Source organism: Massilia sp. CFBP9026 (assembly GCF_034045165.1).
GTDB classification, from domain to species: domain Bacteria; phylum Pseudomonadota; class Gammaproteobacteria; order Burkholderiales; family Burkholderiaceae_D; genus Telluria; species Telluria arenae.
This window is the reverse complement of the sequence record NZ_JAXCWH010000014.1, coordinates 1-24,234: the sequence shown is the minus strand read 5'-3', so window position 1 is coordinate 24,234 and position 24,234 is coordinate 1. Positions and strand designations below refer to the sequence as shown.

At 61.3% G+C, this 24,234-nt stretch carries 19 protein-coding genes and 1 tRNA gene; 8 read left to right on the top strand and 12 right to left on the bottom strand.

All coding sequences use genetic code 11. From position 1 onward, the window contains the following. Position 1: 1 nt before the first annotated feature. Positions 2–652, bottom strand: a complete 651-nt coding sequence (locus SOM28_RS24615; RefSeq protein ID WP_123071681.1) for a response regulator — start codon at positions 650–652, stop codon at positions 2–4. Between the two features lie 387 nt (positions 653–1,039). Here SOM28_RS24615 and SOM28_RS24610 point away from each other — a divergent pair, with 387 nt between their 5' ends. The 4 genes from SOM28_RS24610 (at position 1,040) to SOM28_RS24595 (ending at position 6,774) form a co-directional block, all read left to right on the top strand. Further along, on the top strand, positions 1,040–1,702 hold the full coding sequence (locus SOM28_RS24610) for an energy transducer TonB (RefSeq protein ID WP_320469743.1): 663 nt from the start codon (positions 1,040–1,042) through the stop codon (positions 1,700–1,702). 122 nt (positions 1,703–1,824) lie between these two features. Further along, the gene (locus SOM28_RS24605) at positions 1,825–4,068 is read left to right on the top strand and encodes a M28 family peptidase (protein ID WP_320469742.1); all 2,244 of its coding nucleotides are present in this window, start codon (positions 1,825–1,827) and stop codon (positions 4,066–4,068) included. A gap of 71 nt (positions 4,069–4,139) precedes the next feature. Next, on the top strand, positions 4,140–5,756 hold the full coding sequence (locus tag SOM28_RS24600) for a M28 family peptidase (RefSeq protein WP_320469741.1): 1,617 nt from the start codon (positions 4,140–4,142) through the stop codon (positions 5,754–5,756). Positions 5,757–5,925: 169 nt separating this feature from the next. Continuing rightward, positions 5,926–6,774: an alpha/beta fold hydrolase gene (locus SOM28_RS24595; protein WP_320469740.1), complete on the top strand. Its 849-nt coding sequence runs from the start codon at positions 5,926–5,928 to the stop codon at positions 6,772–6,774. A 51-nt stretch (positions 6,775–6,825) separates the two neighbouring features. On the opposite strand, the gene sodC is transcribed toward SOM28_RS24595, so the two are convergent. After that, complete coding sequence (sodC, locus tag SOM28_RS24590) at positions 6,826–7,347, bottom strand: superoxide dismutase family protein (protein WP_221176224.1); 522 nt, start codon at positions 7,345–7,347, stop codon at positions 6,826–6,828. Between the two features lie 303 nt (positions 7,348–7,650). Here sodC and SOM28_RS24585 point away from each other — a divergent pair, with 303 nt between their 5' ends. From SOM28_RS24585 to SOM28_RS24570, 4 genes are all read left to right on the top strand, one after another. After that, a complete protein-coding gene (locus SOM28_RS24585) occupies positions 7,651–8,586 on the top strand; it encodes a class I SAM-dependent methyltransferase (RefSeq protein ID WP_320469739.1) in 936 nt (311 codons plus the stop codon). 159 nt (positions 8,587–8,745) lie between these two features. After that, positions 8,746–9,249 carry a tlde1 domain-containing protein gene (locus SOM28_RS24580; RefSeq protein WP_307719557.1) on the top strand — a complete coding sequence of 168 codons (504 nt, stop codon included), beginning with the start codon at positions 8,746–8,748 and terminating at the stop codon, positions 9,247–9,249. A 1,103-nt stretch (positions 9,250–10,352) separates the two neighbouring features. Beyond that, the gene (locus tag SOM28_RS24575; RefSeq protein WP_123069018.1) at positions 10,353–10,811 is read left to right on the top strand and encodes a penicillin-insensitive murein endopeptidase; all 459 of its coding nucleotides are present in this window, start codon (positions 10,353–10,355) and stop codon (positions 10,809–10,811) included. A gap of 8 nt (positions 10,812–10,819) precedes the next feature. Then, positions 10,820–11,191: a hypothetical protein gene (locus SOM28_RS24570; RefSeq protein ID WP_123069017.1), complete on the top strand. Its 372-nt coding sequence runs from the start codon at positions 10,820–10,822 to the stop codon at positions 11,189–11,191. 229 nt (positions 11,192–11,420) lie between these two features. Here SOM28_RS24570 and rpoC read toward each other — a convergent pair whose 3' ends face one another. The 10 genes from rpoC to SOM28_RS24520 all read right to left on the bottom strand — a co-directional run. Continuing rightward, positions 11,421–15,665, bottom strand: coding sequence for a DNA-directed RNA polymerase subunit beta' (gene rpoC / locus SOM28_RS24565; protein WP_123069016.1), 4,245 nt, complete (start codon positions 15,663–15,665; stop codon positions 11,421–11,423). Between the two features lie 227 nt (positions 15,666–15,892). Beyond that, positions 15,893–19,999, bottom strand: a complete 4,107-nt coding sequence (gene rpoB, locus SOM28_RS24560; protein WP_320469738.1) for a DNA-directed RNA polymerase subunit beta — start codon at positions 19,997–19,999, stop codon at positions 15,893–15,895. Positions 20,000–20,296: 297 nt separating this feature from the next. Next, positions 20,297–20,671, bottom strand: a complete 375-nt coding sequence (rplL, locus tag SOM28_RS24555) for a 50S ribosomal protein L7/L12 (RefSeq protein ID WP_123070150.1) — start codon at positions 20,669–20,671, stop codon at positions 20,297–20,299. A gap of 65 nt (positions 20,672–20,736) precedes the next feature. Then, positions 20,737–21,270, bottom strand: coding sequence for a 50S ribosomal protein L10 (gene rplJ, locus SOM28_RS24550; RefSeq protein ID WP_147936279.1), 534 nt, complete (start codon positions 21,268–21,270; stop codon positions 20,737–20,739). A 324-nt stretch (positions 21,271–21,594) separates the two neighbouring features. Next, entirely contained in the window at positions 21,595–22,296 is a 702-nt protein-coding gene (gene rplA / locus SOM28_RS24545) for a 50S ribosomal protein L1 (protein ID WP_123070148.1), read from the bottom strand. Beyond that, a complete protein-coding gene (rplK, locus tag SOM28_RS24540; protein ID WP_123070147.1) occupies positions 22,296–22,727 on the bottom strand; it encodes a 50S ribosomal protein L11 in 432 nt (143 codons plus the stop codon). The genes rplA and rplK overlap by 1 nt, the downstream gene beginning before the upstream one ends. A gap of 112 nt (positions 22,728–22,839) precedes the next feature. After that, positions 22,840–23,472, bottom strand: coding sequence for a transcription termination/antitermination protein NusG (gene nusG, locus SOM28_RS24535; protein WP_123070146.1), 633 nt, complete (start codon positions 23,470–23,472; stop codon positions 22,840–22,842). Between the two features lies 1 nt (position 23,473). Next, complete coding sequence (gene secE, locus SOM28_RS24530; protein ID WP_005663637.1) at positions 23,474–23,860, bottom strand: preprotein translocase subunit SecE; 387 nt, start codon at positions 23,858–23,860, stop codon at positions 23,474–23,476. Between the two features lie 36 nt (positions 23,861–23,896). Further along, positions 23,897–23,972: transfer RNA gene (locus SOM28_RS24525), tRNA-Trp, on the bottom strand. Between the two features lie 117 nt (positions 23,973–24,089). After that, on the bottom strand, positions 24,090–24,234 hold a 145-nt coding region (locus SOM28_RS24520; RefSeq protein WP_491715954.1), incomplete at its 5' end, for an EF-Tu C-terminal domain-related protein.

Here is a 24,234-nt window from a genome sequence, read left to right as displayed (position 1 = left end):
GTCAGGGCTCGATCAGGCCGTGCTTGACCGCCAGCAGCGTGATGCTGGCCTGGCGGTGCACGCCCAGCTTTTCCTTGATCGACTGGCTGATATTGCTGATGGTCTTGGTCGACAGGTCGAGGCGCTCCGCGATCTCGGCATTGGTCATGCCCTCGGCCATCAGCTTGAAGATCTCCAGTCCGCGCTCGTCGAGCTGCGACTGCGGCGTGACTTCGCCGCGCACCGCCATGCTGGCCAGGCGCGATGCGATGTGCGGCAGGAAGTAAAGCTTGCCCTCGTGGGCGTGGCGCACCGCGGTGGCCAGGTCGGCCGGGTCGCAATCCTTGGTGACGAAGGCATGGGCGCCGAGGCGGTAGGTTTCCTTGATCAGGCTGTCCTGGTCAAACTGGCTCAGGAAAACGATCTTGGCCGACGGGTCGGACTTGAGGATGGCCTGGGCCGCGTCCATGCCGGTCAGCTCGGTGCCGAAGCGCATGTCGAGCACGGCGACGTCGGGGTGCTCGGCGGCGTACAGCGCGGTCGCCTCGCTCGGGGTCTTGGCCTGCCCCACCACCTGCATGCCGGCCGCTTCCAGCGACATGGCGAAACCGGTCATGACGATCGGGTGATCATCCGCGAGCATGACGCGGATGGGTTTGTTCTGTTCTGCCAATTTGATTCTCCTGGCGCGTGGCCGGTGTGCTTTGCCAGTGTCTGGCTTTGCGTAGGTCGGGGCGAAAAGCCCCGGCACAGTTGGGAATTATTTCATACAACGGGCGGGGAAGCGAATGGAAAGGCGGAGAACTTTTGTGCTCTGCGGCAGGCGTTTTTGAGGCGCTTCCTTTTGCTGGACGCGGGGACGGCGGAGCGGTCCACCCTACGGCTGGCATCGCTTGGTATGTTGGCGCACACACAACTGGAAACAAATTTACTAGATTATGGATTTGCAAATTGCTAGGACATAGCATATATTGATTCTAACGAGCTGTAGATATGCATTCTTCCAAGGTAGTAAACTTGGCCATCCCGCGGGATGCCGGAACGAATAAAGGAGGTTGCCATGCATTTTTCTGACATCAATCAAGGCGCCGGCGGCAAGGCCGGCAAGTTCGCCCTGGTGGCCGGCCTGCACGTACTGGTGGCGATGGGCGTCATCAGCACCATGAACGCCAAGTCGCTCTCGCTGCCCGCCATGCTGGAAGACAAGCTGGTGTGGATCCAGCCGGAGGCGCCGCCGCCTGCCCCGCCACCCGAACCGCCGAAACCCGTCGCCAAGGCTGCACCGCCCGATATCGTGGTGCCGGATGTGGAAGTCGAAGTGCCCGCGCCGCCGATCGAGCAGGCGATAGAGGCAAGCACGGAGCCATCGCCCGAACCGTCCCAGCAAACCCAGTCCGAAGCCCCGCCGCAGCCGGCCTCCACGCCGTCGTCGAACAGCGGCGAGATGCGTAGCGCCGTGCTGGCCGACGCCAACGGCTGCGCCAAACCCGATTATCCGGTGCGCGCTGCGCGCAATGGCGAGACCGGGACCGTGACCCTGGCGCTGCTGGTCGGGACCGATGGCCGGGTGCAGGACTCCCGCATCCAGTCTTCCAGCGGCTCGCGTGAGCTCGATCGGGCTGCCGTGCATGCCCTGAGCATGTGCAAATTCCAGCCGGCGATGAACGGCGGAACAGCCGAATCCGGGTGGGCGCAGCTCGCCTATGTCTGGACACTCGAGTAAGACCGTCTTCCCCTCTTGAGCCCGCCAATCTTCATCCGGCGGGCTTTTTTTCGCCCCTATGACTGGTGCATAGACGCCAGCACGGGCGACATCCGATCACAACAACAATGGAGAGAGAACACATGGATGCAGCAAGCGCACAGATACCGGCGATACGTGTCACCGGGTTCATGCAGGCCCTTGCCGGCGGCCTGGGACTGGCCATCTTGGTCATCCTGGGCTGGATGGCGTTGACGCGACCGGCGCCGCCCGAGCCGAAGGCGGAGATCGCAGCCGGCAGCTGGAACGCCCGCGTGCAGGAGCACATGCGAGTGCTGGGGGCCAGTCCGCGTTCGATCGCGACCGAAGGCAATGCCCAGGCGCGCACCTACCTGCTGTCGGAGCTGCGGGCGATGGGCCTGGCGCCGGCGGTGCAGCGCGCCACGGTGCGCAAGTCGGTCGTCTACTATTTTGGCGCCATCCACAACACAGTTGGCGTCGTCCATAACGTCGTCGCCAGGATTCCCGGCAGCGCGCCGGATGCGGGCCGCCGCCCGGCGCTGCTGCTCACGGCGCACTACGACAGCGGCAACGCTGTGCGCGATACAGCGCGCGGCGCCGCCACCATGGCGGCCCTGCTCGAAACGGCGCGCTCGCTGCGCGCCGCGCCGCCCGCCAACGATGTCGTGCTGCTGTTCGCCGACGGCCACCATGTCGGCGCGCTCGGCGCCAAGGGCTTCGTCGAACAGCATCCGCTGGCCGCCAACGTCGGCCTGGCGCTCAAGTTCGATCCTGCCGGCGATGCAGGCCTGCGCATGCTTGAAACCAGCGGCGCGGGCGGCGCCGCGCTGGCCGGCTGGATACGCTCCGCGCCCGAGCTGCGCGGCTCCTCGCTCGAGACGACCCTGGCGCGCATGCTGAACGACGCGCCGCACGTCGGTCCGCTGGCGGCGCTCGATACGCCGGTGCTGCTGTTCGCCGGCGGCGAGAACGATCCGCGGCAGTTGGGCGACGCGATGCTGCGCCTGGCGCAGGCCTACGGCGACACGCCGCTCGAGCGCGGAGCGCAGACGGCCGCCGCCTATTTTTCGCTGCCCATCGTCGGCTTGGTGCAGCACCCGGCCTGGCTTACCTGGGCGCCGGCGATTTTGTCCTGCCTGATGCTGGGCTTCGCCTGGCGCCGCCTGTTCGGTGCGGACGGCGCGACCGAGGCGGCGCAAGGCGTGTTCGGCGTCTGCTTCCTGCTGCTCGTGGTGCGCGTCGGCAGCTGGACCTGGCGCGAAGAGCTGGCCGCCGCCGGCCTTGCGGGCGAGCACCGCCTGCCGCTGGTGGTGATGATCGTCGCGGCCTGCGTCTTCGTCGCCGGGCTGTATCTGTTCCGCCGCAGCGTCGGCGCCGCCGCGATGGTGCTCGGCGCGCTGGCCTGGCCTGCGCTGGCGCTGCTGCTGGTCGTCTTCTTTTTGCCCGGCGCCGCCTATGTGCTGGCCTGGCCGCTGACGGCGGCGCTGGCCGCCTTCCTCGGCCTGCAGTCGCGCTGGGGCGGGCGCCAGGCCTTCGCCCTGCGCCTGCTGGTGCTGGTGGCCGGGCTGGCGCCGGCCGCCGCGCTGTTCCCCCCGGCGCTGCGCGATGCCTGGCTACTGCTCACGCCGCACCACATGTACCTGCCGCCGATGCTGATGGCGCTGCCGATGCTGTGCTTTGCCAGCCTGTTGATGGTGCTGTCCATCGCGCCGGCCGTCGCCGCTGTGCTGGCGTTGCTGGCCGCAAGCTGCTTCGCCCTGCCGGGACAGGCGGCGCCACGCGACGCGCCGCTGCCCGTATCCGATGGCCTCGAACGCCTGGTCTATTACAAGGATGCGAACACCTGGCGCTCCTACTGGCTGCTGCCGGAGCAGCCGCTCGACGACTGGCGCCGCCAGCTGTTCCCCGGCCGGCAGCCGACCATCTTCGTCGAAGTCTTCGGCTGGAACAGCCCGCGCCAGTGGTATGCCGAGGCGCCGCGCGACGATGCGGTCGCCTTCCCCGAATGCTTCGCCCTGCTCAACACCGTCGGCAAGGTGCGGCGCGCTACGTTCACTGTGCGTTCAAAAAACCGCGCGCCGCACATCGAGCTGCGCATGTCGGGCGCCAAGGCGCTGCGCTCACGGCTCGACGGCATGCCGCTCACGTCGAAGGAGGCGCCGTGGCTGCTGTCGCTGTACGGAATGGAAGACCGGGTGCTGCACTTCGAGATCGAGAGTGCGCCCGACGAGATTTTCGCGATCACGGTGCAGGAGCGCATGCCCGGCGTACCGCAGCATCTTCTACCCTCGCGCGACGAAGGCGCCCCGTATTTACGGGAGCAATCGGGAATGACGATGTCGACCGATATCCTGCGATTTTATTGAGAACTTGTCATAGAATGTTCCGCGCACGCCACGAACGTGCCCTTCCCGATCAACTCAAGTCGCAGGATTTTATGTACAAGATCGTCTCTTCCCTCGTCTTTACCGCCATCGCCGGCAGCCTGGCACTGGCCTATCCGGCCCATGCGCAAACCGTCCAGGAAGCACCGCTGCGCGCGCACCTGGCCCACCTGTCAGATGACGCCATGGAAGGCCGCGGCACCGGCCAGCGCGGCGGCGAGCTGACCGTCGCCTACCTCGAGGCGCAGGCGAAGGCCGCCGGCCTGAAGCCGGCCAACGGCAACAGCTTCCGCCAGGCGGTCAAGATCGCCGGCGTGCGTTCGCTGCCGGCCAAGAGCGACATCGCGATCACCGCCGGCGGCAAGGCGCTGCCGCTGCAGTTCGGCGCTGACTGGGTCTGGGGCCCGGGCGACGGCAAGGCCGACCACAAGCTGGACGCGGACCTGGTCTTCGTCGGCTACGGCACCGTGGCGCCGGAAGAAGGCGGCTGGAACGACTTCAAGGGCATGAACCTGAAGGGCAAGGTACTGGTGATGATGGTGAACGACCCACTGCCGACCGCAGCGGAACCGAACCGCTTCAACGGCGAAGGCCTGACCTACTACGGCCGCTGGACCTATAAATTCGAGGAAGCGGCCCGCCAGGGCGCGGCCGGCGCCATCCTGATCCACACCGACAAGTCGGCCTCGTACGGCTGGAGCGTGGTGCAGAACAGCTGGGCCAACGCCGAGCGCTTCCAGCTCACCGAAGGCAAGGTAGGCACCGGCCTGCAGGGCTGGATGACCGACGCCACCGCACGCAAGGTGTTCGCCGCGGCCGGCCAGGACCTCGATAAACTGCGCGCCGCCGCCGAAGACAAGAACTTCAAGCCGGTGACCCTGAAGGCCCGCCTGAAAGGCACGGCGCGCGCGGAAGTGCGCAAGCTCGAAGAGTTCAACGTGGCCGGCGTGGTGCCGGGCACCGATCCGAAGCTGAAAGACGAAGTGGTGATCTACAGCGCGCACTGGGATCACATGGGCAAGCAGGGCACCGAGGGCGACACCATCTTCAACGGCGCGGTCGACAATGCCTCGGGCACCGGCGCGCTGCTGGCGATGGCCGAGCAAGCCGTCAAGAACCCTGCCAAGCGCAGCCAGATGTTCCTGTGGGTGGCCGCCGAAGAGCAAGGCCTGCTGGGCAGCGCCGCCTACGTCGCCAAGCCGCTGTGGCCGATCGCAAAGACCGCCGCCAACCTGAACCTGGACAGCCTGAACTGGGTGGGCCTGGTGAAGGACGTCAGCGTGCCGGGCAGCGAGCGCACCGAACTCGGTGCGATGGCCGCCACCACCGCCCAGGCCATGGGCCTGACCGTCGCGCAGCCTAAGCCTGACCTGGCCGGCGGCTACTTCCGCAGCGACCACTTCAGCTTCGCCAAGGCCGGCGTGCCGGCCTTCTCGGTGGGCGCGGGCCGCAGCTGGGTGAAGGACGTCGAAGCCAACAACGCCAAGGCCGCGACCTACCGCGACAAGTACCATCAAGCGTCGGACGAATACGATCCGAGCTGGGACCTGTCGGGCATGGTGCAACAGGCGCAGTACACGCTGAACCTGGGCCGCGCAGTGGCCGACGCGCCGAAGATGCCGGCGTGGAAGGAAGGCGATCCGTTCGGCAAGGCGCGCGCGGCGAAGTAATCGTACCCGCCAAGCTTCACGTTTAGTCAGCAGTACCACGTCGTTCCCGCGCAGGCGGGAACCCAAGTTGTTCGCGTTACGATAACGCTGGCACACTTAGGTTCCCGCCTCCGCGGGAACGACGCGTTTGGGCCAACGATTTCCGACCTACTGACGAGAGAGGCGAACGATGCGCGAAGAAGACCTGGTGCTCGGCGACGGGCGCACGCTGCACTTCTACGACCTGGCGCCACCCGGCGAGCAGGAGCTGGCCGTGTTCTGGCACCACGGCACGCCGAACATCGGCCGCCCGCCCGAGCCGCTGTTCGCGCTCGCGGCGGAGCTGGACATCCGCTGGATCGGCTACGACCGCCCGGCCTATGGCGGCTCGTCGGAACGCAGCGGGCGGGACGTCGCCTCGGCTGCCTTCGACGTCGAGCGCATCGCCGACCGGCTGGGCATCCGGCGCTTCGCGGTGATGGGACATTCAGGCGGCGGGCCGCATGCGCTGGCTTGCGCCGCCCTGCTGCCCGAGCGGGTAGTGGGCGCGGTCAGCATCGCGGGCCTGGCGCCGTCCGACGCGCAGGGACTCGACTGGTTCAAAGGCATGGGCGCATTCGGGGCGGCGGCGCTGCGCGCTGCCGCGCAGGGGCGTGCGGCCAAGGCATATCACGAGGCGCTCGGGCTCGCGTTCGACCGGGAGATGTTTACGCTTGAAGACTGGGACGCGCTGGCGGGACCGTGGTCATGGTTCGACAGCGTGGTGGGACCGGCGGTGGCCAAGGGAACCGACGGCTTGATCGACGACGATATCGCCTATGTGACGCCATGGGGATTCGATTGCACGCGCATCGCCTGTCCGGCGCTGTTCGTGCATGGGATGCAGGATCGCGTGGTGCCGGCCTCGCACAGCGAATGGCTGGCGCGTCACTGCTGTGCGTCCGAGCTGTGGCAGCGGCCGGACGATGGGCATATCTCGGTGATGAACTATGCCGCGTCGAGCCTGGTGTGGCTGCGCGGGCAGGCGCGCGTGGATTGATCGCGGACGGCGCGCCAGGCGCCGCCATCCGCTGTCAGTGCGAGTCGAGGATTACTGGATCACGCCGCACGCCATGCGACCGCCTCCGCCGCCCAGCGGCGCCGGGTGATCGGAGTGGTTGTCGCCGCCGACGTGGACCATCAGGGCCTTGCCCTTGATATCCGACATCTTCAGGCGTGGAGCCAGGACCGGGTTGGTGGCGACGCCCTTGGCGTCGACGGTCAGCGCAGGCAGGTCGCCCAGGTGGCCGTCGCCCCATGGGGTGCCGTGCTTGCCCGTCTTGGCAGGGTCGAGGTGGCCGCCCGCCGCGCCGGCCGGGACGGTCTTGCCGTCAGCCTGGTTCGGCGCGCAGCTGCTGTTGGCGTGGATGTGGAAGCCGTGCAGGCCCGGAGGCAGGTCCTTGAGGTCGGGCGTGAGCACGACGCCGAACTTGGTTTCGCTGAGCGTCACGGTGCCAACGGTGGCGCCATCGCCTTTGTCGGTGGCCAGCTTGAGGGTCACGGTATTGTCGGCAGCACTGGCGGTAGCGCATACGGCGCTCAGCAGGACGGCGCTCATCCATCGCATTTTCATTGTTTGCTCCTTCGAAGATCTACAGGGATAGTAAAAAGCCAACCCAGTGTAGAACAATCCCATGCATTGGGGCGTCCTGCTGACTTGGGTATGACTGCCGACGGAGGTTCTGTTCGAACTTATGCCAGTGCTGTCGGGATACAGGAGTTACGTGGAGCAACGATTATTGGATGCGATCGAATACTGCGCACGTTGGCATGCAAGTGCGCACGTTTGAGGATGGGCAGATTGACACATCCACCGCTTGCTACGCTGACCAGCAACGCCACTTGATCGACCAGGACTCCGCCATGAGAGGACGTTATGCCTGAGCGCATTTGTCCAGCATGCCATGCCAACGATACCGAGGCCGTCGACTCAGTCGATCGGAAGGACCTGATCCGCAGCTATCGCCAGAAAGGCATCGACGTCAGTGCCTATCTCCATGGCGACAGCGTCACCTTATGCCACTGCAATCATTGCAAACTGGGCTTTTTCGATCCAGCGTGCGTGGGTGATGGTCGCTTCTACGAGCAGTTGCAGACACAGGACTGGTACTACCAGGATGACAAACCAGAATACGCCCATGCGGCGAAGCTGATTCACCGAGATAGCTCGGTCCTCGAAGTCGGCTGTGGAAAGGGAGCATTCCGGCGCTGGCTGCCGCAATCGATCCGGTACACCGGGCTCGAGTTCAATGACGAGGCGGTACAAAAGGCGCGTGCGGCTGGGCTGGACGTCATGAAACAGCCGGTCGAGGAGCATGCCGCCGCGAGCCCCCGTTACGACGTCGTGTGCGCGTTCCAGGTGCTCGAACATGTGGAGCATCCCAAACAGTTCTTCCACGCCTGCGTCCAGGCGCTCAAGCCCGGCGGCACCCTGCTGATCGCCGTGCCAGCCCAGGACAGCTTCCTGGCGATCGCACCGAACTCTCCGCTCAATATGCCGCCGCATCATGTTACGCGCTGGACTGACCGTGCGCTGACCAATCTGGCCCGTAGTGAAGGTTTCAGCACGACCGACATCTGGCACGAACCCGTGGCCGACTTCCACAAGGAGTGGCATGCGACGACGCTGGCCTATCACGCGTTGACGCGGTTCGGTCTCTATCGTCCTCGCTTGATCGATAACGGCATGCGCTATCGACTGCTTGGTCACCTGGTTCGCAGACCCATGCTGCGCCGGTATCTCATGCGGAGTGCACTTAGGGCTAGCCCAAGACTGACGGTCGGACATACAGTAATGCTGGCTGCTTCGTAACCTGAAGGATCGAACCTGCTCTGGCCCTCCACCCACCATTGAACGTTGCCGTTCACTGGCGAGCATCTTCAGTTAACTTGAGTAAGAATAAATTAGACCTTCGCAGAATGACCAATCATCCATTGGCGGCAAGCACATGCTCAAGCCGATCTATCGAGGATGCGGATGATGGCAAGATATGCTGAGGAAAGAGGATTGCCGTGCTCGCCAGCGTGTGCAAAATCAAGCATTTCGTTGAGATTTGATGGAAAAACGCTACACGCTTTCGGAACCAAAGCGTCATTGGTCTTCCCCGCAGCGTCAGGAAAGCCGAACGGGAGAGGACACTTCGACTACTCGACAGAGCGGCAACGCATTCCTTTCCACGGGCCTATCCCTGCCGGTCAATACTGGATCCAGCCATCCCAACTATGGGAAAACAACTGGATCAAGAGCGCTCTTCATTCACCTCGAGGAGCTTGGGGTAATTTTAGACTTACAATCCATCCATATCCGCATACGCAGACACATGGCCGAGGAGGCTTCTTCATCCATGGGGGTGCCGTGGCGGGCAGTGCAGGCTGCATCGATCTAGTCCAGTATATCGACAGGTTTGTTGAGCGCCTCAAGCAGGAGCTCGGAGGACTTCCGGAATGCTATGTCATTCTCACCGTGCAATACTAGCGCTCGCCTGCCTTTTCTATCCCGCAGTTCTACAAGCTGAAGTAAGCGATAAGGAGCCTAGTGCTGTCCTTTTTTGGCAGGTGGGTTTGGCCGCGGCGCTTCTATGCCTCTTCACCGCTCGCTTCAGGCCATGGCTCGGCGCGATTTGCTTTGCGCCGGCGGCGATCTGGTTTACCGGTCTATTCCTGGAAATACACTCGCCTGACGTTGGGCCGTATCTGCGATTGGAACAGGGCAACGGTTACTACCTGCAAGCGTATGCGGCATGCGGACTTGTCGTCTCTGGACTCATCGGAGGCTATTTCTTGCACAGGCGCAAACCGCCCTGACTTATCTCCATCCGCTCGCGATCGCAACAAGAACCACAGGATACAGCTGAGGTCGTGTCCGGATGTCAGACCTGACCCCGTCCATGCGATCGCAACAAGAACCACAGGATACAGCTGAGGTCGTGTCCGGATGTCAGACCTGACCCCGTCCATGCGCTCGCGATCGCAACAAGAACCACAGGATACAGCTGAGGTCGTGTCCGGATGTCAGACCTGACCCCGTCCATGCGACGTGACCCCGTCCATGCGACGAACTCGCCGCTTAATATGCCCCGCACCACGTCACGCGCTGGACCGATCGCGCCCTGACTAATCTGGCTCATCGCGAAGGCTTCCAAAAAGCCGATATCTGGCACGAACCCGTTGCCGACTTCCACAAGGAGTGGCATGCGACGACGCTGGCCTATCACGCACTGGCACGATTCGGCGTCTATCGTTCCCGCTTGATCGATAACAGCATGCGCTACCGCTTGCTGGGCCGCGTGATAGCAGTGCCAGCGCTGCGCGATTATCTCGTGCGGAGCGCATTGAAGAATGAGCCTCGATTGTCGGCGGGACATACCGTGATGCTGATTGCTTCGTGAGCTTAAAGGACATCGGGATGCGGCATCACACTCCCCAAGCGTTGCTGTTCTTCTCTGGCAGGTAGGCACCTGACCCCGTCCGCGTGCCCCCGTCCGTGCGGTGCTCTTCAATGCTTGCCTTTTGTCAGTTCTCAGCGATGCGGCTTGATTAAAGTAAGCGTGGTGCCCATGCCTATTCTGGAGAGCGTCGATGACAGCATCACCGCAGGACGATCGTGGTTTTTTCGTTCTTCCACAACGATACGAGGGAGGCGGCTATTACACCTACGGCACGCCTAGCAGGGGACAGGGACAGTATGCGCATCCGCGCATGATCACGCTTCTGCTATTGATAGGCTATCAATGGAGTCAACTTGACCGCCGAAAGTTTGGCGTGGGAAATATCAGCCTTGCGAATGGTGCAGAATTCAAGCCTCATCGGTCACATCGAGACGGGCTTCAAGTAGATGTTCGCACAATCCGAAAAGACGGTCGTGAAATTGGATGCAGCATCGGTGATCCGCAATATGATCAGGCAGCAACCGCTGTCTTGATTGGGCTATTCCTGCGCCATCCTTACGTTCAAGGGATACTTTTTAATGACGCTTCCATCACTGGCGTCCGGCCCAGCCGCGGGCACGACGACCATTTTCATGTTGGGCTAGCTTGAGGCAGGCGATGAACATTCGACTCTTGCGTCTTTTATTGATCCTCTTGATCCCGCCCGCTTCTGTCGCCAGCGACAATCTCGAACCATATAAGCCGGCAAAAGCCTCGTACTGGCTGTATGGTGGCGGACTTGGAGATCCCATTCCTCCCAAGACGAACGACAAGAAGATTGCATTCTCTATTGAAGGAGAGGCGGCCCAACAGATCTTCGATGCGATTGGGCCAGACAAACATGATGCATGCACCGAGGGAAGTGGGACGCGATTTCGTGCCAGAGATAAAGAGAATCTCTCGTGCACGCGCAGCAAGGAAGGCGACCACATCTGCAACTTCGGCTTCGATCTCGTCACCGGGAAGAGTATCGGTGGAAGCATTTGCTGAATATCTTCGAGCGCTTCGACTAGATGCCTGCTTCGTAGAATGCGTTTCACCAATCACAAGGCAGCAGCTACCACCTGCGAGCCTATGGTGCATTGGCACTTGTCATAGGCGGACTAGCCTTAGGCTATCTCTGGCACCGACGTAGGCAATCGTGACCGTCGCCGCGAATTCATCGGACAAAAAAAAGCGGCACCCCTCAGGGTGCCGCTTTCACTAACAACTTACGCGATCACTCGCCGTCGTTATGCTGCTCAGCCGAAGCCTGTGCAGTTTGCTGGTCTTCCATCGCTTGCAGCTCAGCAGCCATATTGGCCTTCTCTTGCTGCAGCAGTGCCTGACGCTCTTCCGCTTCCCACACTTCCTTCTCTTTGCGGGCGCGGTGGAATGCCAGACCGGTACCGCCAGGGATCAGGCGACCGACGATGACGTTCTCTTTCAGGCCGCGCAGACCGTCGCGCTTGCCCATGATCGCCGCTTCGGTCAGCACGCGGGTGGTTTCCTGGAACGATGCGGCCGAGATGAACGAATCGGTCGACAGCGATGCCTTGGTAATACCCAGCAGCACGTTTTCGTACTGTGCCGGCAGCTTGCCGACTGCGTTCACGCGGTCGTTCGCGTCCAGCAGTTCCGAACGTTCCACCTGCTCGCCGACGATGTAGTCGGTGTCGCCTGCTTCGGTGATCTGAACACGACGCAGCATCTGGCGAACGATCACCTCGATGTGCTTGTCGTTGATCTTCACGCCTTGCAGACGGTACACGTCCTGCACTTCGTCCACGATGTAGCGGGCCAGCGCTTCGATACCCAGCAAGCGCAGGATGTCTTGCGGATCGGCCGGACCGTCCACGATCATCTCGCCCTTGTTCACGACTTGACCGTCGTGGACCAGCACTTGCTTGTCCTTGGTGATCAGGAACTCGTGCTTGTTGCCATCCATGTCGGTGATCTCAAGGCGTTGCTTGCCCTTGGTTTCTTTACCGAACGCCACGGTACCGGTGACTTCAGCCAGCATGCCCGCGTCTTTCGGCGAACGTGCTTCGAACAGTTCGGCAACGCGCGGCAGACCACCGGTAATGTCGCGGGTCTTCTGCGATTCGGTCGGGATACGTGCCAGCACTTCACCAACGGTTGCTTGCTGACCGTCCTTGACCATGATCAGCGCGCCGACCTGGAAACCGATCGTCACGGCGTGTTCGGTGCCGGCGATCTTCACTTCCTGGCCTTCTTCGTTCAGCAGCTTGACCTGTGGACGCACGACCTTGCCCGAACCACGACGCTTCGGATCGATCGCGACCAGGGTCGACAGACCGGTCACTTCATCGACCTGGCGAGCCACGGTGACACCTTCTTCGACGTTCTCGAAGCGGATGGTACCGGCGTACTCGGTGATGATCGGACGGGTCAGCGGATCCCAGGTTGCCAGGGCGATACCAGCCTTGACGGTCTGGCCATCCTTGACCAGCAGGGTCGCGCCGTACGGCACCTTGTGACGCTCGCGCTCACGGCCGTGGTCGTCGGTGATCAGCACTTCGCCCGAACGAGTAATGACGATTTGCGCGCCCTTACCGTTGGTGACGTAACGCATGGTCGCGGTGAAGCGGACCGTACCGTTCGACTTGGCTTCGACCGACGATGCCACTGCTGCACGCGATGCCGCACCACCGATGTGGAAGGTACGCATGGTCAGCTGGGTACCCGGCTCACCGATCGACTGTGCAGCGACCACACCGACTGCTTCGCCGCTGTTGACCAGGCTACCGCGGCCCAGGTCGCGACCGTAGCACTTGGCGCACAGGCCGAAGCGCGTGTCGCAGTTCAGCGGGGTGCGGACCTTGACTTCGTCGATGCCGACGCGTTCGATCTCTTCGACCATGTCTTCGTCCAGCAGCGTGCCGGCTTCGTACAGGGTTTCCTGGGTTTCAGGATTGACGACATCGGTGCCGGTCACACGGCCGAGGATACGGTCGCGCAGGGCTTCGATGACTTCACCACCTTCGACCAGCGCCTTCATGTGCGTGCCGTTGTTGGTGCCGCAATCGTCTTCGATCACCACCAGATCTTGCGTCACGTCCACCAGACGACGGGTCAGGTAACCCGAGTTCGCGGTCTTCAGTGCCGTATCCGCCAGACCTTTACGAGCGCCGTGGGTCGAGATGAAGTACTGCAGAACGTTCAGGCCTTCGCGGAAGTTCGCGGTAATCGGCGTTTCGATAATCGAACCGTCCGGTTTCGCCATCAGGCCGCGCATACCCGCCAGCTGGCGAATCTGGGCTGCCGAACCACGGGCGCCCGAGTCGGCCATCATGTAAATCGCGTTGAACGATTCCTGGGTGCCTTCGGTGCCGTCGCGCTTGGTGACCGGCTCGATTTTCAGCTGGTCCATCATCGCCTTGCCGACTTCATCCGAGGTCTTGCCCCAGATGTCGACGACCTTGTTGTAACGCTCGCCAGCCGTGACCAGACCCGAGCTGTACTGCTGCTCGATCTGTTTCACTTCGGCTTCGGCGGTCGCGATCATGCCCTTCTTGACGTCCGGGATCAGCATGTCGTCGACAGCGATCGAGATACCGGCGCGCGTTGCCAGGCGGAAGCCCGACTGCATCAGCTTGTCGGCGAAGACGACCGTCGCACGCAGGCCGCACTTGCGGAACGACGTGTTGATCAGCTTCGAGATTTCTTTCTTCTTCAGCGAACGATTCAGCACCGAGAATGGCAGGCCTTTCGGCAGGATCTCGGACAGGATCGCACGGCCGACCGTGGTCTCGTAGCGGGTCAGGGTCTGGTCGAAGCCACCTTCGGCGTTGCGTGGGAATTCCACGATACGCACGGTGATGCGGGTCGCCAGTTCGACTTCCTTGTTGTCGTACGCGCGGATGACTTCCGACACGTCCGGGAACATCATGCCCTCGCCCTTGGCGTTGATCGCCTCGCGCGACGCGTAGTACAGACCCAGCACGATATCCTGGGACGGCACGATCGACGGTTCGCCATTCGATGGGAACAGGATGTTGTTCGACGCCAGCATCAGCGTACGCGCTTCCATCTGCGCTTCGATCGACAGCGGGACGTGGACTGCCATCTGGTCACCGTCGAAGTCGGCGTTGAACGCCGCGCAGACCAGCGGGTGCAGCTGGATCGCTTTACCTTCGATCAGGACTGGCTCAAATGCTTGAATGCCCAAGCGGTGCAGGGTTGGTGCACGGTTCAGCATGATTGGGTGTTCCTTGATGACTTCCTCAAGGATGTCCCAGACCACTGGCTCTTGCACTTCGACCAGCTTCTTCGCAGCCTTGATGGTGGTCGCAAGACCCATCAGTTCCAGCTTGTTGAAGATAAAGGGTTTAAAGAGCTCCAGGGCCATCAGCTTCGGCAGACCGCACTGGTGCAGTTTCAGCTGTGGACCCACCACGATGACCGAACGGCCCGAGTAGTCGACGCGCTTACCGAGCAAGTTCTGACGGAAACGACCGCCTTTACCCTTGATCATTTCGGCCAGCGACTTCAGCGGACGCTTGTTGGCGCCGGTCATCGCTTTACCGCGACGGCCGTTGTCCAGCAGCGAATCGACCGCTTCCTGCAGCATGCGCTTTTCGTTACGCGTAATGATCTCTGGTGCGCGCAGTTCCATCAGGCGCTTCAGGCGGTTATTACGGTTGATGACGCGGCGATACAGGTCGTTCAGGTCGGAGGTCGCGAAACGGCCACCGTCCAGAGGAACGAGCGGACGCAGCTCTGGCGGCAGGACCGGCAGAACTTCCATGATCATCCACTCAGGCTTGATGCCCGAACGCTGGAACGCCTCGAGCACTTTCAGGCGCTTGGCGTATTTCTTGATCTTGGCTTCGGATTTCGACTCTTTCAGCTCGACGCGCAGGGCTTCGGCATCGCGGTGGATGTCGATCGAGCGCAGCAGTTCACGGATGCCTTCGGCGCCCATGAAGGCGGTGAAGTCGTCGCCGTACTCTTCGTACTTGGCGGCGTAGTCGTCTTCCGACATGATCTGGCTCTTCTTGAGCGGGGTCATGCCAGGATCGGTCACCACGTATGCTTCGAAGTACAGCACGCGTTCGATGTCCCGCAGGGTCATGTCCAGGACCATGCCCAGACGCGACGGCAGCGATTTCAGGAACCAGATGTGCGCAACTGGCGAAGCCAGTTCGATGTGGCCCATGCGCTCGCGGCGCACTTTGGCCAGGGTGACTTCGACGCCGCACTTCTCGCAGATCACACCGCGGTGCTTCAGGCGCTTGTACTTGCCGCACAGGCATTCGTAGTCCTTGATCGGGCCAAAGATCTTGGCGCAGAACAGGCCGTCACGCTCAGGCTTGAACGTACGATAGTTGATGGTTTCCGGCTTCTTGACTTCGCCGAACGACCACGAACGGATTTTTTCAGGCGACGCCAGGCCAATCTTGATGGCGTCGAAACTTTCGTTTTGCTGAACTTGCTTGAATAGATCGAGCAGTGCTTTCATGTATCACTCCAAAGGTGATTGATTCTGTACTAAGTACTACTGCCGCCGCTTCTCACCGATTTTCGCCGGTGCTTGCGCGGTCCGCTAACCCTTAAAACGGTCATTCCCGCGCAGGCGGGAATCCAAGTTTGCCGGCAAACCACCGGGCTTAGGTTCCCGCCTGCGCGGGAACGACAATTCAAGAGCAGCAGGCCGGGCCCGAAGGCTGGCGGCCATGCTGGCCCTGCTTAGTTGCGCTCGAGATCGATGTCGATACCCAGCGAACGGATTTCCTTGACCAGCACGTTGAACGATTCCGGCATGCCGGCGTCGATCACGTGGTCGCCCTTGACCAGGTTCTCGTACACCTTGGTACGGCCGTTCACGTCATCCGACTTCACAGTCAGCATTTCCTGCAGCACGTACGATGCGCCGTACGCTTCCAGTGCCCACACCTCCATCTCACCGAAGCGCTGGCCACCGAACTGGGCTTTACCGCCCAGCGGCTGCTGCGTCACCAGCGAGTACGGACCGGTCGAACGGGCGTGCATCTTGTCGTCGACCAGGTGGTGCAGCTTCAGCATGTGCATGAAGCCAACGGTGACCTTGCGCTCGAACGCTTCGCCGGTGCGGCCGTCGAACATGGTGACCTGGTTCTTCGACGGCGTCATGCCCAGGTGGGCAGCGATGTCGTCAGGGAACGCCAGGTCCAGCATGCGGCGGATGTCTTCCTCGTGTGCGCCGTCGAACACCGGGGTCGCGAACGGCACGCCGTTCTTGAGGTTCGCCGACAGGGTCAGGATTTCTTCATCGCTGAAGCTGTCCAGGTCTTCCTTGCGGCCGGTTTCGTTGTAGATCTTGGCCAGGAACGGACGCAGATCTGCAGCCTTGGCTTGCGCCTGCAGCATTTCGCCGATGCGCCAGCCCAGGCCCTTGGCTGCCCAACCGAGGTGGGTTTCCAGGATCTGACCGACGTTCATACGCGACGGAACGCCCAGCGGGTTCAGCACGACGTCGGCTGGACGACCGTCTGCCATGAACGGCATGTCTTCCACCGGCACGATACGCGAGACCACACCCTTGTTACCGTGACGACCGGCCATCTTGTCGCCCGACTGCAGGCGGCGCTTGACGGCCAGGTAGACCTTGACCATCTTTTGCACGCCAGGCTGCAGCTCGTCGCCTTGCGTCAGCTTCTTGCGCTTCTCTTCGAAGGCCAGGTCGAACTGGTGACGCTTCTCGTTGATCGATTCCTTGATCGCTTCGAGGGCGTTCGCGGTGTCGTCTTCGGCCGGGCGGATGTCGAACCAGTGGAACTTGTCCAGGTCTGCCAGGTATTCCGACGTGATCGCCGCGCCTTTGGCCAGCTTCTTCGGACCGCCGTTGACGATCTTGCCGATCAGCATACGCTCCAGACGCTCGAAGGCATCGCCCTCGACAATACGCATCTGGTCGTTCAGGTCCAGGCGATAGCGCTTGAGTTCATCGTCGATGATCTGCTGGGCGCGCTTGTCGCGCTGGATGCCTTCGCGGGTGAACACCTGGACGTCGATCACGGTGCCGACCATGCCCGAAGGCACGCGCAGCGAGGTGTCTTTCACGTCCGACGCTTTTTCGCCGAAGATCGCGCGCAGCAGCTTCTCTTCCGGGGTCAGCTGGGTCTCGCCTTTTGGCGTGACTTTACCGACCAGCACGTCGCCGGCTTGCACTTCGGCGCCGATGTAGACGATGCCCGATTCATCCAGGCGCGCCAGCTGGTTTTCTGCCAGGTTCGAGATGTCGCGGGTGATTTCTTCCGCGCCCAGCTTGGTGTCGCGAGCGACCACCGACAGCTCTTCGATGTGGATCGAGGTGTAACGGTCGTCCTTGACGACGTTTTCCGAGATCAGGATCGAATCCTCGAAGTTCAGGCCGTTCCACGGCATGAACGCCACCAGCATGTTCTGGCCCAGTGCCAGCTCGCCCAGGTCGGTCGATGCGCCGTCGGCAATCACGTCGCCACGGGCAACGCGGTCGCCAACCTGCACGATCGGACGCTGGTTGATGTTGGTGTTCTGGTTCGAACGGGTGTACTTGATCAGGTTGTAGATGTCGACGCCGACTTCACCAGCCGTCGCTTCTTCATCGTTGACGCGAATCACGACACGACCTGCATCGATGTAGTCGACCACACCGCCACGCAGTGCCTGCACGGTGGTGCCCGAGTCGACCGCAACGGTGCGCTCGATACCGGTGCCGACCACGGCCTTTTCAGGACGCAGGCAAGGCACGGCCTGGCGCTGCATGTTGGCGCCCATCAGTGCACGGTTCGCGTCATCGTGTTCCAGGAATGGAATCAGCGATGCTGCGACCGACACGATCTGGCCTGGGGCGACGTCCATGTACTGGATGCGCTCTGGCGAGACCAGGATCGTTTCGCCGGCTTCACGCGCCGAGACCAGTTCGTCGACCAGTTGGCCTGCGTCGCTGATCGCCGCATTCGCCTGGGCGATGATGTAGCGGCCTTCTTCGATCGCCGACAGGTATTCGATCTTGTCGGTGACCTTGGAATCGTCGACCTTGCGGTACGGGGTTTCCAGGAAGCCGTATTCGTTCAGGCGGGCGTACAGTGCCAGCGAGTTGATCAGGCCGATGTTCGGGCCTTCAGGCGTTTCGATCGGGCACACGCGGCCGTAGTGGGTCGGGTGCACGTCGCGCACCTCGAAGCCTGCACGTTCGCGGGTCAGACCGCCAGGTCCCAGTGCCGAGACGCGGCGCTTGTGGGTGACTTCCGACAGCGGGTTGGTCTGGTCCATGAACTGCGACAGCTGCGACGAACCGAAGAATTCACGGATCGCGGCCGAGATCGGCTTGCTGTTGATCAGATCGTGCGGCATCAGGTTGTCCGCTTCGGCCTGGCCGAGGCGTTCCTTGACGGCGCGTTCCACGCGCACCAGGCCGGCACGGAACTGGTTCTCAGCCAGTTCGCCGACGCAACGCACGCGACGGTTACCCAGGTGATCGATATCGTCGACTTCGCCGCGGCCATTGCGCAGCTCGACCAGGATCTTGATCACGGCCAGGATGTCTTCGTTCGACATGGTCATGTCGCCGGTCAGTTCGTCACGGCCGATACGGCGGTTGAACTTCATGCGGCCGACAGCCGACAGGTCGTAGCGTTCCGGCATGTAGAACAGGCCGTTGAACAGGGCTTCGACCGATTCTTCGGTTGGCGGTTCGCCAGGACGCATCATGCGGTAGATCGCCACGCGTGCGGCGGTCTGGTCGGCGGTGTCGTCGGTGCGCAGGGTTTGCGAGATGTAGGCGCCCTGGTCCAGATCGTTGGTGTACAGCGTCTGGATGTCGGTCACGCTGGCGTCGCGCAGCTTGCCCAGCAGTTCTTCGGTCAGCTCGTCGTTGGCCACGGCGATGATCTCGCCGGTGTCCTGGTCGACGATGTTCTTGGCCAGCACGCGGCCCAGCAGGTAGTCCTCTGGCACCGAGATCGACTTGATGCCGGCAGCTTCGATGTCACGGACGTGCTTGGCGTTGATACGCTTGTCCTTGGTGACGATGGTCTTGCCCGCCTTGTCGACGATGTCGAAGCGCGCGACTTCGCCGCGCAGGCGTTCGGAGACGAACTCGAGCTCGCCGCCATCGTTGCGCAGGGTGAAGTTGTCGAAGACGAAGAAGTTCGCCAGGATCTGCTCCGGCGTCATGCCGATGGCCTTCAGCAGGATCGTTACCGGCATCTTGCGGCGACGGTCGACGCGGAAGAACAGGATGTCTTTCGGGTCGAACTCGAAGTCCAGCCACGAGCCGCGGTAAGGAATGATACGTGCCGAGAACAGCAGCTTGCCCGACGAGTGGGTCTTGCCGCGGTCGTGTTCGAAGAACACACCAGGCGAACGGTGCAGCTGGGAGACGATGACGCGCTCGGTGCCGTTGATCACGAACGAACCGTTCGTGGTCATCAGCGGCAGCTCGCCCATATAGACTTCCTGCTCTTTCATTTCCTTGACGACAGGCTTGGTCGGCGATTCCTTGTCCAGGATCACCAGACGCACCTTGGCGCGCAGCGGCGACGCGAAGGTCAGGCCACGCTGCTGGCACTCTTTCACGTCAAACGCGGGGTCGCCCAGCACATACGACAGGAACTCGAGGCGCGCAAAACCATTGTGCGACACGATAGGGAAAATCGAGGAGAAGGCCGATTGCAGGCCTTCGTTCTTGCGCGAGGACGGAGCGAATTCGGCCTGCAGGAAGTTCTCGTAGGATTCCAGCTGGGTAGCCAGCAGGTAGGGAACGTTGTGAACGTTGGCGCGCTTCGCGAACGACTTGCGAATGCGCTTCTTCTCAGTAAATGAGTAGTGCATGGACACTCCGTGAGTGACAGAAAGGATGGAGATTTCAGGATTTGCCAGTGGCGAACGCCACTACCACACACAAGTCCTGAAGTCTCTTACTCTTTCGCGCCAGATGAAAAGGACAAGCAAACTGCTGTGATACGATGCTGCTGAATTCGGTACTGCCTGTTCCCTGTCGCCACTATATTCTGACGTTTGCCGCAGGGACGACAAAAGAGCCAAAGCAGCAATTCCTTCCTTCCGGAAGGTTTTGCAAGCTTTGACTCCCGCGCTGGGCACTTGTATCAAGTGCCCGGTGCATATGTATTACTTCAGCTCGGCCTTGGCGCCAGCTTCTTCCAGCTTCTTCTTAGCGGCTTCAGCGTCAGCTTTCGGCAGGGCTTCTTTCACGGTCTTCGGTGCGCCATCGACCACGTCTTTGGCTTCTTTCAGGCCCAGACCGGTGATTTCACGGACGGCTTTGATGACGCCGACTTTGTTCGCGCCGACTTCGGTCAGGACGACGTTGAATTCGGTCTGCTCTTCAACTGCTGCACCAGCGGCTGCGCCACCAGCTGCAGGAGCTGCCATTGCAGCTGCCGACACGCCGAACTTCTCTTCGAATGCCTTGACCAGTTCGTTCAGGTCCATGACGGACATTTCGCTCACTGCGTTCAGGATATCGTCTTTGCTAATTGCCATTTGAAACTCCAGTTTTGATTTGTGTGTAGTTCAGTTAGTACTTGAGAAAAAAGGCTGTGCTTAAATTAAGCAGCAGCGGTTTCTTCGGCTGCCGGAGCTGCCTCGGAAGAACCTTCGCCTTTTTTCGCTGCCAGTGCAGCCAGACCACGTGCAAAGCCCGACACCGGAGCCAGCATGACGCCCAACAGCTGCGAGATGAGGACTTCACGGGATGGGATGCTTGCCAACGCGGTAACACCAGCTACGTCGAGCTGCTTACCTGCGTAGTTACCGGCTTTCAGGACCAGCTTGTCGTTGGTTTTCGCGAAGTCGGCGAGGACTTTAGCGGCAGCAACGGCGTCGTCCGAGATCGAGTAGATCAGCGGACCGGTCATGGCATCAGCCAGCGGGGCAAACTGCGTGCCTTCGACAGAGCGGCGAGCCAGCGTGTTCTTCAGAACACGCAGGTACACGCCCTGGGCACGTGCGGTTGCACGGAGCTTGGTCAAGTGACTAACCTGGATGCCACGGTACTCAGCCACGACGATGGTTTGCGCAGTTGCTACTTTTGCGGAAACTTCTTCGACGACGACCTTTTTGTCATTCAGATTAAGACCCACGGTCAATCTCCTTAAATGATAGGGACGAGATGTCCTTATCGGTTCGAACACACGGCGTCCGAAGTTAAGAAGTCTTAAAACTGGGCGGATAAACTCACACAGCTGGACTACAAAACTTGTTCGGGTACACCATCTGCGTTGGGTGGTCTATTAACCGTCAGCTCAACCTCTGCTTTCGGCCCAACGGTCTTTGATTGCCTGCCGGAGCGGTATATTGCTCCGACAGCCCAAAGATGCGCGTCACAATTGTGACGACTTAAACTTTTACAGCAACTTGGATCCCCGCCTTCGCGGGGACGACAACGGCGCAAGCGCCGTTATCGCTTAAGCAGCAGCCGAGATCGACGCGTGGTCGACGCGAACGCCGGCACCCATCGTCGACGACAGGGCGACCTTGCGCAGGTACACGCCTTTCGAGGTCGCTGGCTTGGCCTTGTTCAGGGCGTCGATCAGGGCAACCAGGTTGCTCTTCAGATCTGCGTCGCTGAACGACTTGCGGCCGATGGTCGCGTGGATGATGCCCGACTTGTCGGTACGGTACTGGACCTGACCGGCTTTGGCGTTCTTGACGGCGGTAGCGACGTCTGGGGTCACGGTGCCGACTTTCGGGTTAGGCATCAGGCCACGTGGGCCCAGGATCTGGCCCAGGGTACCGACGATACGCATGGTGTCTGGCGAAGCGATGACGATGTCGAACGGCATGTCGCCGGCCTTCACGCGCTCTGCCAGGTCTTCCATACCGACCACATCGGCGCCGGCTGCTTTAGCAGCTTCAGCCTTGTCGCCCGAAGCGAACACAGCGACGCGCACGGTCTTGCCGGTGCCAGCTGGCAGCACGACCGAACCGCGAACCACCTGGTCCGACTTCTTCGGGTCCACGCCCAGTTGAACGGCGACGTCGATCGACTCGTTGAACTTGGCAGTGGCGAATTCCTTGACGATCGACACAGCGTTGTCGAACTCGTAGACCTTGTTACGGTCAACTTTTGCTTTGATTGCTTTAATGCGCTTGGACAGCTTAGCCATTACAGACCCTCCACCGTGATGCCCATCGAACGTGCCGAGCCAGCGATGATACGCACTGCGGCGTCCATGTCGGCGGCGGTCAGGTCCGGCTGCTTGGTTTTTGCGATTTCTTCAGCCTGGGCGCGGGTCAGCGACGCAACCTTGTCGGTGTGCGGCTTTGGCGAACCCTTGGTGATGCCAGCGGCTTTCTTGATCAGGTAGGTTGCCGGTGGGGTCTTCATCACGAAGGTGAAGGACTTGTCGGCGAACGCGGTGATCACGACCGGGATTGGCATGCCTGGCTCGACACCCTGGGTCTGGGCGTTGAACGCCTTGCAGAATTCCATGATGTTCAGACCGCGCTGACCCAGTGCTGGACCGATCGGTGGGGATGGGTTTGCTTTACCAGCTGGAACTTGCAGCTTGATAAAGCCAATGATTTTCTTTGCCATGAAAGGCTCCTATCTTTGACTTGAGTAGTAGCGCCCCACCACGACTACTCGTCTCGGCGGGGCTCCTCTTACCGGATTCCGCCTGACTACTGCGACGCTCCGATTACGGCGTTTAAACTTTCTCGACTTGCCCGAACTCCAGTTCCACCGGAGTTGCGCGGCCGAAGATGGTGACTGAGACACGCACCTTCGATTTTTCGTAGTTCACTTCCTCGACGTTGCCGTTGAAGTCGGTGAACGGGCCCTCTTTGATCCGGACCTGCTCGCCCACTTCGTACAGCACTTTCGGACGAGGTTTTTCGACGCCCTCTTGCACTTGCTGCATGATCTTGTCGATCTCGCGTGCTGGAATCGGGGTCGGCTTGTTCGATTTGCCGCCGATGAAACCGGTGACCTTGCTGGTGTTCTTCACCAGGTGCCAGGTTTCGTCGGTCATTTCCATCTCAACCAGCACGTAGCCCGGGAAGAAGCGGCGCTCGGAAACGGCTTTGGTGCCGTTGCGCATCTCGACGACTTCCTCGGTCGGCACCAGGATCTGGCCGAACTGTTCTTGCATGCCCGCGCGTTCGACACGCTCGGTCAATGCGCGCATCACGCTCTTTTCCATGCCCGAATAGACATGGACGACGTACCAGCGCTTGTTGCTGACCGGGACGCTCACTGGAGCGGCAGCCGGCTGTTCACCAGCGTCAGAGGCCGGAACATCGTCCGGCACTGGTGCATTTTCTTGCACGTTATCGCTCATGTTATTTCCAACCCAGGACAAAGTCGTACAACAGGAGCTCGAGAAGCTTATCCGTGCCCCACAGGAAAATCGCCATCACGACCACGAAGGCGAACACGATGCCGGTGATCTGCATGGCTTCGCGGCGGGTAGGCCAGACAACCTTCTTGGTCTCGCGCACCGACTCCTTGGCAAAGCTCAGGAAATCACGGCCAGTGGTGGAAGTCCACAAAAGCAGGACAGCAAAAACTAAACCAGCCACGAGGGCGCCTGCGGCGACCAAGGCTGGTTTGTTCTGGCCAGTCAGGTAAAAGAACCCGACGACGCCTGCAATCGCTGCAACCACCGCCAGCGCGACCTTGAACTTGTCATTCGAGGTGCTGACAGTTTGCACGGATTGATTAGACATTCTTCTTTACTTTCGGTGCTGCGCACCAGAATTCGGTGGCAGGGGCGGAGGGAATCGAACCCGCGACCTTCGGTTTTGGAGACCGACGCTCTGCCAATTGAGCTACACCCCTACGAAGACTTTACTGCTGAATCCAGCATTATACAGCAAGCGCGCGCTCACTGGCAATGCTGTTCGAGGGAAACAAGCCGGCTTTGCAACCCTGCCTGCTTCCCTCTACCTTGGCGTATTAGGCCAAGATCTTGGCAACCACGCCGGCGCCGACGGTACGGCCACCTTCGCGGATTGCGAAGCGCAGACCTTCTTCCATCGCGATCGGAGCGATCAGCTTGACGGTGATCGAGACGTTATCGCCTGGCATGACCATTTCTTTG